The organism is Prevotella dentasini JCM 15908 (genome assembly GCF_000614065.1).
GTDB lineage: Bacteria > Bacteroidota > Bacteroidia > Bacteroidales > Bacteroidaceae > Prevotella > Prevotella dentasini.
The window spans coordinates 90,254-104,042 of record NZ_BAKG01000005.1 but is presented as its reverse complement, the minus strand read 5'-3'; the positions used below and the strand labels follow the sequence as shown (position 1 = coordinate 104,042).

At 47.2% G+C, this 13,789-nt stretch carries 6 protein-coding genes and 1 pseudogene; 3 read left to right on the top strand and 4 right to left on the bottom strand.

What is annotated here, in order from left to right; genetic code table 11:
• Nucleotides 1-705: 705 nt before the first annotated feature.
• The 3 genes and pseudogenes from JCM15908_RS15035 to JCM15908_RS15570 form a co-directional block, all read right to left on the bottom strand.
• Entirely contained in the window at nt 706-1,887 is a 1,182-nt protein-coding gene (locus tag JCM15908_RS15035) for a hypothetical protein (RefSeq protein ID WP_234396370.1), read from the bottom strand.
• Nucleotides 1,778-3,751, bottom strand: coding sequence for a hypothetical protein (locus tag JCM15908_RS15030; protein WP_234396369.1), 1,974 nt, complete (start codon nt 3,749-3,751; stop codon nt 1,778-1,780). Before JCM15908_RS15030 ends, JCM15908_RS15035 begins: the two co-directional genes overlap by 110 nt.
• A 332-nt stretch (nt 3,752-4,083) precedes the next feature.
• Nucleotides 4,084-6,336 (bottom strand): annotated as a pseudogene (locus JCM15908_RS15570) (outer membrane beta-barrel protein).
• 555 nt (nt 6,337-6,891) lie between these two features.
• Between JCM15908_RS15570 and JCM15908_RS03890 the strand changes: the two are divergent.
• The 3 genes from JCM15908_RS03890 to JCM15908_RS03880 all read left to right on the top strand — a co-directional run bounded on the left by JCM15908_RS03890 (nt 6,892) and on the right by JCM15908_RS03880 (nt 10,720).
• Nucleotides 6,892-7,515 carry a TetR/AcrR family transcriptional regulator gene (locus JCM15908_RS03890; RefSeq protein WP_025002340.1) on the top strand — a complete coding sequence of 208 codons (624 nt, stop codon included), beginning with the start codon at nt 6,892-6,894 and terminating at the stop codon, nt 7,513-7,515.
• Nucleotides 7,516-7,742: 227 nt separating this feature from the next.
• A complete protein-coding gene (locus JCM15908_RS03885; protein WP_025002339.1) occupies nt 7,743-9,206 on the top strand; it encodes a leucine-rich repeat domain-containing protein in 1,464 nt (487 codons plus the stop codon).
• 80 nt (nt 9,207-9,286) lie between these two features.
• Entirely contained in the window at nt 9,287-10,720 is a 1,434-nt protein-coding gene (locus JCM15908_RS03880; protein WP_025002338.1) for a leucine-rich repeat domain-containing protein, read from the top strand.
• A gap of 6 nt (nt 10,721-10,726) precedes the next feature.
• On the opposite strand, the gene mfd is transcribed toward JCM15908_RS03880, so the two are convergent.
• Entirely contained in the window at nt 10,727-13,750 is a 3,024-nt protein-coding gene (gene mfd, locus JCM15908_RS12165; RefSeq protein ID WP_373277407.1) for a transcription-repair coupling factor, read from the bottom strand.
• Between the last annotated feature and the right edge of the window lie 39 nt (nt 13,751-13,789).

Genomic DNA, 13,789 nt, shown 5'->3' with positions numbered 1-13,789 from the left:
GCCATATACCTTTTTAGAGATTTATAATTATAGATTTGAAATTTGTAATTATAAGTTATAGAAATTGTAATTATAGATTTCAGAAAACATCCGTACTTTTTCGTAAAAACATAATTATAAATTTCAAATCTATAATTATAATTTCTATAAAAGCAAGGTACTTTTCAGAAAAAAGTATATAAGTTTCACCAAAAAGCTATATACCTTTTTGGAAATTTATAATTATAGATTTGAAATTTGTAATTACAAGTCATGGGAATTATAATTATAGATTTTCAGAAAATATCCGTACTTTTTCATAAAACTATAATTATAAATTTCAAATCTATAATTATAGTTTCTATAAAAACAAGGTACTTTTTCTGAAAAAAGTACCTTCGTTTCAGATAAAAAGTAGCTTCGTTTTTTTGAAAAGATATAATCTGCCGGACACTAACCTATCACGGCTTCTCCTGAAAACAGGCTTCCGGGCCTGCGGAACGGCACGATTCCGACGGACTCCCGCACAGCCGTCCCGGCCGGAAAGCCCCCCGAAAGAGGGTTTTACAGCCTGCCGGAATCAGACGAATATGCGGACAATCATACACTGCGCCCCCTGCCGGCGAAGCCTTACGGGGGCAGAAAAAAAAGAGATGACGCCAAGGCCCTGCCCGGCATCATCTCTTGTATCGTGGTTGGTCAGCCAGTGCACCGGCTGCCCTGCCGTCAGCGTCTGACGGCTATCTTCATGCTGTAGTTCTGATGGCCGCACTCTGCCGATACGATATAGATACCGGCAGGCAGGCCTGCAAGCGGAAGACGCCCTGCGGCACTCCGGGCCACCACGCGCCCGTCAGCGGAAAGGACGGTCAGCGTGCCCTTTTCCCTGAGGCTGACCGACGTGCCGTCCCAGTGCAGGAGAGAGCTGTCGAAGGCCGGTGCGGATATGCCGTCAGCCAGCTCCACGACGACTGCCTCCGAGGGTTCTGACTCCTTCCCGTCGGCATAGTAGGCTATGACATGGTAGGTAGCCTTGGGTAGCGGCTGCTTGTCGAGATAGCGCGTTCCCTCCTCGGGTATGCAGGCACCGTTGAGCTGCAGGCCGTCGCGGAAGACGTTGTAGCCGATGATGCCGGTCTGGTCCTGTCCCGTGGCGTCGTCGGGGCGGTCGGTGATGTTGGCCGTGATGTCCCAGCAGCATGCGGCCGTGTACGGGTCGCCGGCATAGAAGTCCCAGACGGTCTGCCACGTAGCACCGTTGTCCTCTGAGAAGAGGTCGCTCTTGCCCGGTACGCACGCCTTTGAAAGCTCATAGGTCAGCGGCATCTGCTCAGCGTCGTAGTCGTGTATCCTGATGCCGACGATGAGTTCCTTGCTGCTGTCGATAAGCACGGGCTGGCTCAGCCTCTGGGTAGTGTTCTCGTTGTAGCTCAGGTTCTCTATCTCCTGCTCGCGGATGAGCTTCCCGTCCTCGAAGATGACGACTGCGGCATGTACTTCCTCCCCGGTTATTTCCTCTTCTTCCTCGTCTTCGGCGAAGTTGATGTAGGTCGTTACCGACGTGAGGTACTTGCCGTGATACATGTCCAGCTCCTCCGCAGTGAACTTGTTTGCACCGATAAGCTCCTTGCCCTCGTTGCCCAAGGTGAGTCCCGCACCGGGCCTTTCGGCAAGATAGCTGAGCGGATAGCTCTTCCGGCAGTTCTTCCAAGCCAGTGCCACCTCATGGTTCTGCGTGGCCTTGGCCATGAATCCCTCCGGCGCGCCGGCTCCGCCGCCGGAGCCTACCGTGATGTTGTCAATGTAGAAATAGAACTTCGCCGCACCCTCGCCGTGCTTGTGGAGTCTGATTTGGAACAGATGCCCGGCCACGGCCTCGGTCAGGTCTACGGCCATGACGCCTTCCATCGGAGGCATCTGCCGATGGTCCAGTCCTTTGCCGACGTCCATGTCTCTCCCTGATCCAGCGAATACTCAAGGCTGAGCGTGTCTTGGAGAGGTCCTGAGGCTTGCCGTCGTCCGACATTTCCTGCAGCCCGAGGAAGATGAACGAGCACTTCACCTTGTCCAGCTTGGCAGCGTCGAACGGACGGCTGACCAAGCTCGCCGAGTACGGCTTGAGCGAAATGGCGCCGCTGACGGCACCGATGCTCCCTCCATATCCGAGATAGGGGCCTACCGCCCACTGCGAGTCGGCGTCCTCGCCGTAGTCCTTCTCCATTGTCCAGTAGTTGGCCGTCAGCGATGCCTGCTCGAAATCCTCGAAGAGCGGCAGCGAATAGTTCTCGGGAATCGCAATCACCGCCGGGGCGGAACGGGGCGAGAGCATCGGCTTGCCCTGTGCGTCCTGATAGATTCCCTCCACGGAGAAGTGGAGATAGCCGGCAGGCAGGTCCTTGCAGGCCAGCGACATCTCGTCGGTAACGGTGTTGAGCGTGGCAATCTTCTTGCCGTCCTGATATACGTTGTAGCCCGTCAGGCGCAGAGACTCGTAGGAAGTCTTGTCGGCCTTCCACGAGATAGCTGCCTGCCGGAATCCGGTAGACTTGCCCGTAACGCGGCCCGGCGTGGCAGGGATGAACACGTCTTTCCTGTTCACGTTCAGCATCCATGCCTTCGGTATCTCTCCCAAGATGGTCATGACGTCCTTGTTGCCTGCCACCACGTTGCCGTCGCCCGATACCGCGCAGGGGAAAGCCTGCGTCTTGTCCTCATAGCTGAGGGAGAACGGCATGCCCAGCGATGGATTGAAAAGCTGGAGATAGTAGGTGAAGTCGAAGATGCGGCCCGAAGAATACTGGTACCAATAGTTCTTGTAGAAGGTTTTTTCCTCGTTGCCGACGGAGTTGCACTTCTCTGCGCCGAACACGTCCCCGTCGTTCGTAATGGACGGCAGCTGCGACATGCCGCTGTCATCGAATGAAGGCAGCGGGCGGTAAGAGCCTTTCTGAATGTCGAAGATGCGGTAGCCGTAGTAGCTGCTGATGGAGAAGATGAAGAATCTGCCGTTGGGACTCATGTCTATCACGCGCATCTGCCCCGAATAGGCCAATATCGGAGCATCCTCCGCCGTACATGCTACCAGATGGCAGGTTCCGTCTATCCAATAGCAGGCTGTGGATTCCATTCCCTTGATGGCCAGTCCCACGATGGTGCGCCCGTCTGCCGACACGTTGATGGCCACGCCGTTGTCGTATCCTTCAGGCAGTGCCAGCCTGCTGAAAGTCCACTGGCCGCTTCCGTCCCTTGTCCACAGACAGGGATAGTTGTAGGCCGAGTGGGAACAGGTGCAATATCCCACGACCACCTTGCCGTCATTCGAGATAGAACGTGCGAAGGTTCCGTCCTCATGCTGCTTTATCTTGCCGAGGTCCAAGTCGCCGTACGGGAGTTTGAAGACTTTTCCCTTTTCAAACACAGCGGCAATGTTGGTGGGCGCGTCCACTCCTTCGAAGGTAACGACATGGTCCATGTCCTTGACAGAACCGCAGATGGTCCCTGCGTCGTTCACGTCCTTGAAATAACCAGCCTTGCTCCAGTCTTCCCCGGTGAAACTTGTCATCCATGTGAAAGATGCAGTTTCGGCATCATAGAGGAAACTTTCCGTCCCGACGCCCGATACGGCCGTGGAGGGATTGTAGCCCACAAGATACCGCCCATTGGGCGAAACAGCCATGGCATAGGAATAATCCGGCATGACTTCTACTTCGTCTGCTTTCATCGTACAGACGAAGAACAATGCTGCAAAGATTAATAATAATTTTTTCATCATAAATAAATTAAGTTTCTGCAGCACTAATCTTTCGTTTCATCAATAGTGGTGTGCCGATGGTGGAGGCACTCCCTGTGCCGTAAGTTTTGCTTTTATATCGTGCTGCAAATAAAAAACAAGCAAAATTGTACAACAGATGCGCCAAATGTACAAATTTAATCTTAACGAACCAAATCTTTTTAAGATATTTTTCGAGTTCAGCCGGTAAATAGCAAAAGAACCCGAAAAACTATTATGTAGTTGCAAGATAGAATGTAGAAAAATAAGAAAAGTCCCAACAAGCTACCAAATGGGTAAATTGTCAGAACTCCCCTTTTTCTCAGACCGTTATATTATAAACGGTTTATTTCTTCACTTGCTGCTGAATTTCCCTTATATTTCTTTTTATTATTAAAGACATAGCGTAGCATCAGGCTAATATTCCTGTTATCCTTAAATCTTTCCTTTTCAAAAAAATAATTACTGCCATAACGTGTTTCTATTTCTTTTATCCCCAAGACATTATTTACGTTCAGGCGCAAATAAAGTGAGTTTTTAAGGAAATGTTTGCCAATGCCAAAACTCAAAAGAAACTTTTCTTTTACATTATATTCTCGCAAATCGCCTGTTGTATTATAAGCCATGAAGACATAGGGCATAAAATCATTCTTTAAGTTGAAATAATTGTTGACTGAAACCTCAACGTATGGTTTTTGCCCATTCACCCTCATGCCATTCATATCGTGAATATCTAAAAATGTTTGCATGATACTCGCATAGCAGTAAGGCTCCCAAAAACCTATCGTGGCATTATAAGACACGTTGGCACCAAAGGCAGAATAATGTGGTTTATTAAATGGTTGCGACTTGACTATGAGTGGATTGCCTTGCAATACAAGGTTATTGCTCATTACATAATCTTTAATCCATTGGTAATTCATGCCGAAACGGAATCGTTTGTATTGCAGCGAATAAGATAAATCAGTCGTATATTGTGGCAATAACAGCGGATTGCCTGCCTCAATTTCATAACGATTAAAATATTCTTCACTATTTCTAAGTTCATAGTAAGACGGACGCCGCACTTTTGTAGATAGACTTATACCCATTTTTACTACGCTGACAGGGAATGTGCAAAAGACAAACGGCTAAAGGCGGTGATAGCTCCGGTCTTCAAGTATCGCATTTGCGAGTGGATTTTCATATAACATTTTAAATATTTCGTAGCGTAAACCTATTTGCGCGTTTAGCTTGTTGATGCTAAAATTGCACTCCGTAAAGACAGCATACTTGTTTTCTTTTGATGAAAGCAAAGAGCGATAAGTTTGATTCTCATTGTCGAAACCGTTATTATCTTTATTGTCTTTCACATAGCTGAAGTTTGTTCCAAAGATTAACGATAGTCTATCTTTTACTGCATAATTCAGCGTAAGTAACCCAGCATAAATGCTATGCGTCATCGAGTTATCAGTTCTCACTGTATGCAATGCTGTCAAACTGCCGCTTTCACCATTCATTCTGTTGCCAGAAGCCTTGCGGTGCAAATAGTCGCCGTTGAAGTTTAATTGCAGCTTCTTGCCTATTTTGGTTTCATAGTAAATATTTGCAAGCCATTGGTCGTAATTAGAACGTGAATGAATATCGGATGAAAGCCATTCAAACATCACGTTGTCTCTCATCATTTGGCTCATACTATAGCCTCCGTTTTGGCCAGTTTCTTTCGATAAAGAAAGCTGACCACCAAAAATACCGCCATTAGAAAAATACAAACTGGAACCAGCTGAGAGGTTAAAGTTATAATAATTAGATTTCCAATGTGGCATATTACTCTTGAAAAGCCATTCGCTTGTATCGGTTGAGAAACGTTCTAAGTTTGTTTGGTCAGCAGAATATCGCGACGAAGAATTGCTGAATGTAAGGAAAGAGTTGGCGATACTGGTGTTATATGTAAGCTGCACCTGCTCAGAATCTAAAACTCGTCTGCCCTGCGCGTTCATTACACTTGCCATTCCGCCCAACCCAATATCGGTATTTCGCTTTAAATTAATTTTTATGACAGCGTCTATATCAGCATCGTAGCCTGCTCCCGGATTGCTTATCACTTCGATTGTTGCAATATCTTTTGATTGCAAGCGACTTAATTCCGAGGCATCTGTAATACGTCGACGATTTACATAGACCGCAGTGTTAACCTTCGCAAAAACAGAATACTGACCATTACTTCCCGAAACCATTGGCAACTTGCCGAGTATGTCGTCAGCCATCCCAAAATCTTTCAGCAACGAATGTTGAATATCAACAATTACATCAGTACCACGCGACTTAAACATTTGACGATGTGCCACAACAGTCACTCCATTCATCTCTATACTATTGGGCAGCAAGACTATCTTCTCATTGTTTTCAAATGCTTTTATATATGTGATTTGGTAGCCGATATAAGATACTCGCAAGAATGTCTTGTCGGGAATAAAAATGTTTTCCAAACGGAATTTTCCTTGCTCATTAGTTGTTGTTCCACAAACAAAAGTGCTATCCGGCAAAACAAACATTACAACGTTGGCATACCCAATAGGTTTCCCTGTGTTATCAACAACCTGCCTGATATTTGTGCAGACAAATTTGAAGGGAATAAAAGAAAATAGAAAAACAATGAAAAGATGTTGCCACAGACATCTTTTATAGTAAAGCTTAAGCTCTTTCTTCGCAAAACTTTATATGTTCTTAAAGTAATTCTACTAAAGATTCTCATTGATAATCAAATTTTAGTTGAACGATACCTTGATTTAATACTTGCAGAACGGAGTGCCATATTCTCCTTTATTTAGTTTTCCATTTTTCCTGTCAGTCTGTCAACCTTTGCAATGTATTGATTTACAATAGCTGGAATGTTAAAATCGATGACAGGCTGACACCAACTTTCCGTTAACACTCTGTTGCTAACAGCTAGTTAGTGCCATTCTCCGTACAAAGGTAATCAAACTCTAAATAAAAAAGAAATACAAAGACAGATTTTGAGGCCGCAAACTGTCAGTTGATAGGAATAATACAGATTTCTTTGGAAAAGGTCGCAAAATATTTGGTATTATGCTTTTTAATTCTTAGCTTTGCAGACAAACAGAACAAGCGTTCCGTTTAATAGTAACAACCTAATAAACACAATGAATAATAAGACCAAAATAGAAAAACCCAGCAGAAAGGAAATCGTGTTGCAGGAGGCTTTCAAGCTGTTTCTTGCAAAAGGGTATTCCGCAGTTACATTTGCAGACTTGGTAGCAGCGACCAACGTTTCCCGTGGCGACATGTTCCACCATTTCAAGAATAAGGAGGACATCTTTATAAAGGTTGCAGACAGGTTCGTTTTTGAATTTTTGAAGGATAAGGAGGATTTCCGTTCGGATGAGTCCGAGACTCCATTGAAAGAATTTCTTGATAGTTGGCTGACGCGGGTAGAAATTCGCATGAGATCTTTCTTTCGTGAAACCGCCGGTAAGGTTACTGCCGCCAATTTCATGGGATTCATTCTTTATCTAAAAGACAATTATCCCTCATGGGACGAAAAGTTTGCGATATATATGAGACAGGAGAAGGAAGTATGGAAAAGACACATTGAGCAGGCCAAGAAATGCGGGGAAATTTCCCCTGAGGCTGACAGCGAGAAAGTATTTTCCGCCTTCTACAACTCTTATGTAGGATTATCATATAAAACCTCTTTATTAGGTGCTCTTTCCATTGCCGAATTGAGAGATTCTGTTGCTTTCATCTATAACTTAATAAAGAGATAGATTGTGGAAAAGGCAGTATCTGTTAATCAGGTGGCTCCGTATCTTTCCAACATGTCCGCAGGGAATGAGGAAATCAAGGATTATATAGGAAGAATCAGCAGTAACTGTTCAGCAGATGGTCAAATCGTTGACAACAAGAAGTTTAATAAGACATGATTATTTTGAGCAATTGGGAAACTCTTTTCCTGCTACCACTTTTTATTATAAAGTAAAACTTTGGAACGATGATGGGAAGAACTTTTCTTTTGTTTATGTTTTGGATTCTTGTTTCCACTTTTCCCCAAAAAGCGTGGGGGCAAGTCAGTTTCTATGATGCGAGGGTAAGCGAGTACGGACAGTTGGAGCAAGTGCTGGGCGACAAGTGGAACACGATAGACTCACTGGTGGTGCATGGTCCTGTCAACGAAGCCGATTTTACAACCATGTGGAAATGCAGTTTCGAGGGAAAACTCACCGTGCTGAACTTGGAATATGCACAAGTGAAGAACGGGAAGATACCTGAATATGCACTTTGGAAAAAAGACAAACAGATAATCGATGATCCGAGAGCGTATCAAGGGGTGGTCTATCTCCCTATTCGTCATCTTATTCTTCCTGATGGTATCCGGGAAATAGGTGATTATGCTTTTTCACGAATGAGGTTAGAACAGGTGAATCTACCCAAGAGTCTAAGGAAGCTGGGGCGTTCATGTTTTTCAAATTGCCATTGGTTGAGTACCGAGCCTTTGATTATCCCAGAAGGGATTACGGACATTCCCACCCAATGCTTTGGTAATTGTCAATGCTTTGGTAAGCTGGTTCTTCCCTCTACACTTAAAAGCATTGGCATATCTGCTTTCTACAACACAAGAGTGGTAGAAGTAAACTTTCCAGAGGGGTTAGAACAAATCAAACTTGCAGCTTTTTGTGGAAGCGACCTCATAGAAGCAATACTTCCTAACACAGTCAAAGAATTGGGGGAGAGCATTTTTTCTATGTGCCCAGCATTAAAGAAAATCCAGTTACCAGAGAATATTGATACGATACCTGCTTCTCTTGCGTCTTGGTGTCCTTTATTGGAGACTGTGAATATTCCAAAGAGCGTAACAATAATAGATGAGTATGCCTTTGAAGGTGATGTGATGCTCAATCCGATAAACTTGCCCAACGGATTAAAACGTATAGAAAGGGATGCTCTTTGGTATATTGCGGTTGATTCTATCGTATTCCCAAATTCACTTGAGTACTTGGGAGCAGGGAGTTGTGCGAATTGGGTAAATGTAAAAAAAATATATTCCCTCTCTCCTAATCCTCCTTGTTGTGATGCTGACGAAGAAGGAAAACATGAAACTTTCCACGGCTTCATCCTCAACGATATACCTGTCTATGTCCCCATCGGCTCGGGCGAGAAGTACCGTCAGGCTTTCGGCTGGAACTACTTCACCAATATCATCGAGACGGACAAGTTCCCATCCGGGATAGAAACACCTCAGGCGGATGATGCAGAAGAATATAAAATATATGGAAGAGAGGACATGCTTATCATTGAGGTGGCAAAAAGCCTTTCATCTCCTGTCCGCTATTCTGTTTATTCCATAGCCGGGGAGATGATAGATCATGGAAGCCTAACTTCCTCCCATTCTATCCAAATACCATCAAGAGGCATCTATATTGTCCGTGTCGGCAACACCCTGCACAAGATTCACCTGTAAGTCCTCACCAACTTGATGGGAAACCAACGATATATAAACTTCTTAAGCACAAGATACTAACAATTATATGTGAAATCATGATGAGAAAAATAACACTTCTATTACTGTCTCTTATATTCTTCTGTTCCCAAAAGACGTGGGGACAAGTCAGTTTCTATGATGCGAGGGTGAGCGAGTACGGGCAGCTGGAGCAAGTTCTTGGCGACAAATGGAACACCATAGATTCATTGGTCGTGCATGGACCTATCAATGCCACTGATTTCAAGACAATCGTTCGATGTGCAAAAGACGGTTCTATGCGGATTGTCAATTTGCAATATGCACAGGTTGAGAACAATAAAATTCCAGATTACGGTTTTGTTGATGGGGATTTGTACACTTCCGGGCACTTTTTGGATATTCGCCGCATTATTCTTCCCGATGATATTACGGAGTTCGGTTTTTGTGCATTTTTAGGATTGACATTGAGAACCATCAATATACCCTCTTCACTGAGAAAACTGGGAGAGAGCAGTTTTGAGGACAACAGATGGCTTCAAGTAAATCCTTTGATAATCCCAGAGGGGATTACGGAAATCCCAGTCCGATGTTTTCAATGGTGTGACAGCCTTAAAAAGATTGTTCTGCCGTCCACTCTCAAAACCATAGACATGCTCGCATTTTTCTATACCAGAGTAGAGGAGATGAATTTTCCCGAAGGCTTGGACAGTATCGGATTTTCTGCCATATATGGTACGCATCTTACTGAGATAGTAGTACCCAATACGGTAAAAAAGATAGGAAATGCGGCTTTTGCTGACAATAGGAGATTAAAGAAAGTTGTCTTGCCAGAAGGACTTACAGGGATTCCTCAAAGACTATGTTGTTTATGTCATAACTTAAACGAAATAGATATTCCTACATCTGTAACAAAAATAGGCAGGAATGCTTTTCAATTATGCTATAAACTTAAAACCGAACTTCCACAGAATTTGAGTTGGATAGGATGGGACTCTTTTGATTATTGCGCTCTTGATTCGATAGTTTTCCCCTCTACTGTGGAATATATTGAAGGTGGGGCTTTTAGAGATTTGCGTTATCTGCAAAAGATATACTCCCTTGCTCAAACACCTCCTATTTGCACAGAAGACCATGCGAATCCCGGTCTTGGACCATTCCACGGCTTTACCCCCAACGATATACCTGTCTATGTCCCCATCGGCTCGGGCGAGAAGTACCGTCAGGCTTTCGGCTGGAACTACTTCACCAATATCATTGAGACGGACAAGTTCCCATCCGGGATAGAAACACCTCAGGCGGATGATGTTGGGAAATACAAAGTATATGGAAAAGACGGCATGCTTGTCATTGAGGTGGCAGAAAGCCTTTCTTCTCCTGTCCCCTATTCTGTTTATGCCATAGACGGGACGACAATAGAACAAGGAAGCCTCATCTCTTCCTATTCCATCCAAATGCCGTCAAGAGGTATCTACGTTGTCCGTATCGGCAACACCATTCGTAAAATACGGGTATAAACCGGCTTACTCCCCTTTCTCAATCTCCCTCAATATCATTACGGCACTACCAACACTTTTCACTTCGCTGACCACCATCGAACGCTTGCCGTTCTTCTCCCTGATATTGCAGCGGCGAGGATGCCTGCCTATATAGCCGAGCAGCTTGTCGAAGGCACGGCTCTTGTAGTAGGCACTATTGGGATTGGAGACGAACTGCATCTGCATCTGCCCCTGCTTGAGCATTATCTTCTCGCAGCCGAGCCGCTTTCCGACACGCCGTAAGGCAACGACCTGCATCAGCTCCTCACCCTGCCGCGGTACGGGGCCGAAGCGGTCTTCGAGGCGCAGCTTGTAAGCATCGAGTTCCTCGTCGCGCTCTATGTTGTCCAGCTCACGGTAGAGGAGCATGCGCTCACTGCTTCCGGGTACGTAATTGTCGGGGAAATACATTTCCAAATCGCTCTCAATGGCGCAATCGTCCACGAAATCGTCGCCCGTCAGTTCCTTACCCCCGGCTATTTCATCGGCATAGAAATCCTGAAACTCGTCGTTTTTCAGCTCCGTTACCGCCTGCGAGAGGATTTTCTGATAGGTTTCATACCCCAAGTCTTCCATAAAACCACTCTGTTCCGCCCCGAGTAAATTGCCCGCACCACGAATGTCAAGGTCCTGCATGGCGAGGCTGAAACCACTTCCGAGGTCGGAGAAGGTTTCCAAGGCCTCCAGTCTCCGTCGCGCCTCGGGGTTGAGAGCTGCCAAAGGCGGAGCGAGGAGATAGCAGAACGCCTTCTTGTTCGACCGCCCCACACGTCCCCGCATCTGGTGCAAGTCCGACAGACCGAAGCGGTGGGCATCGTTGACGATGATGGTATTGGCATTGGAAATGTCTATGCCGTTCTCCACGATGGTCGTAGACAACAACACGTCGTAGTCGTAGTTCATGAATCCCATCACTATTTCCTCCAAGTCCTCGGGCTTCATCTGTCCGTGGCCGATGGCCACCCGGCAGTCGGGTACATATTTCCTTATCATATTTCCGATTTCCGTCAGGTTAGAGATACGGTCGTTGACAAAATAGACTTGTCCGTTGCGGCTCATCTCAAAGTTAATGGCATCGGTGATGACCTCGGGCGAAAAAGTATGTATCTCCGTCTGTATGGGATAGCGGTTGGGTGGCGGCGTGCGCATGATGCTCATGTCGCGCGCGCCCATCAGCGAAAACTGGAGCGTCCGGGGTATCGGAGTCGCCGACATGGTGAGCGTGTCGACGTTCGACTTCAGCTGCCGCAGCTTCTCCTTGGTAGAGACACCGAACTTCTGCTCCTCGTCAATGATAAGCAGGCCAAGGTCCTTCCACTTCACGCTCTTGCCTATCAGCTTGTGCGTACCTACGAGAATGTCTATTCTTCCCTCCTCCAAGTCTGTCAGAACCTGCCGCGTCTGCTTTGCCGAACGGGCACGCGAGAGATAGTCCACCCTGACGGGCATCCCCTTCAGACGCTTGGAAAAGGTCTTGAAATGCTGAAAGGCGAGTACCGTCGTGGGCACGAGCACTGCTACCTGCTTGCTGTCGGCAGCAGCCTTGAAGGCGGCCCGCACTGCCACCTCGGTCTTTCCGAAGCCCACGTCGCCACAGACGAGGCGGTCCATCGGACGCGCACTCTCCATGTCGCGCTTCAGTTCTTGCGTAGCCTTCAGCTGGTCGGGCGTATCCTCGTAGAGGAACGAAGCCTCCAGTTCGTGCTGCATGAACGAGTCGGGCGAGAAGGCGAAGCCCTTTTCATGCCTGCGCTTGGCATAGAGCTTGATGAGGTCGCGTGCTATGTCCTTGATGCGCTTCTTGGTTTTCTCCTTCAGCCGGTCCCACGCCCCGGAGCCGAGAACAGACAGCCGGGGCTGCTCGCCGCTGCCGGCACGGCGGTACTTGCTGATTTTATAGAGCGAATGGATAGAGACGTCCACAATGTCGTTGTGCTGATAGACCAGCCGTATCATCTCCTGATAGGAGTCTCCTGCCGGTACACGGACAAGTCCGGCAAACTTGCCGATGCCAAAGTCTACATGAACAAGGAAGTCGCCCGGCTCCATCTCCTGCAACTCCTTCATCGTCAGAGCCATCTTGCCCTGACGGGCCTTGTCCGACTTGAGGCTGTATTTGTGGAAACGGTCGAATATCTGGTGGTCGGTGAAGAAGCAGGCTTTCAGGTTATGGTCCACGAATCCCTCGTGAATGGTGCGGTTGACGGGAGTGAAGGCAACGGACAACGGACGATGAACAGCGGAAAAATCCTCCCCGCCGCGTCCTTCATTGTCCGTTGTCAGCCGGCCATTGTCAACCGTCCATTGTCCATTGTCAAAGATGTCTCTCAGCCGGGCGGTCTGTTTCTCGCTGTCGGCAAGGATATACAGCTTGTAGCCTTGTACGAGATAGTCGGCGAGAGTCTGCATGAGCAGGTCGAAATTCTTGTGGAAGAGGGGCTGCGCCACGGTATGGAAATGGATAGCGGCACGCCCTTCCGTCTTGCCTATCCCGGCAGCTTCGGGCGTGCGGCCTGCACCGAACTCTATCCGGCGAAAGCGGAGGGCATCATCGGTAAATTGCCTTTCGGACACCAGTTGCAGGTCGCGCTGCAGCCCGAGCCGAAGCTCCTGCTGCTCCACTTCGGTTTTCCCTTCGAGCTGCTCGGTCAGAGCCTGTTTCAAGAAACCCTCCTTATATATTCTCTCTATGGCATCATGGACAAACAGGAAATCCTTTGTCGCCAGCAGGGCGTCGTCGGGCAGGAACTGGAGGAAGGGGATTTTCTCTTCCGACACCGTTGCCAGCTCGGGTACAACCTCCACCCTCTCCCGTTTTTCGTGCGAGAGCTGCGTCTCCACCTCAAAGGTTCGGATGGTGTCTATCTCGTCGCCGAAGAAGTCTATGCGGAACGGCAGCTCGCTCGAAAAGGAATACACGTCGAGAATACTGCCACGGACAGCAAACTGCCCCGGCTCGTAGACATAGTCCATCTGCTTGAACCCGAAGGCTATGAGGGTCTTCTCCACGTCGGTGATGTCAATTTTCTGACCCGTCTGCAGGGAGAG

Bases quoted from the DNA above. Each gene is read 5' to 3' on its own strand.
- JCM15908_RS03885 (WP_025002339.1), top strand. From the start codon at position 7,743: ATGGGAAGAACTTTTCTTTTGTTTATGTTTTGGATTCTTGTTTCCACT.
- JCM15908_RS15030 (WP_234396369.1), bottom strand. From the start codon at position 3,751: ATGATGAAAAAATTATTATTAATCTTTGCAGCATTGTTCTTCGTCTGT.
- JCM15908_RS15035 (WP_234396370.1), bottom strand. From the start codon at position 1,887: ATGGAAGGCGTCATGGCCGTAGACCTGACCGAGGCCGTGGCCGGGCAT.
- JCM15908_RS03880 (WP_025002338.1), top strand. From the start codon at position 9,287: ATGAGAAAAATAACACTTCTATTACTGTCTCTTATATTCTTCTGTTCC.
- JCM15908_RS03890 (WP_025002340.1), top strand. From the start codon at position 6,892: ATGAATAATAAGACCAAAATAGAAAAACCCAGCAGAAAGGAAATCGTG.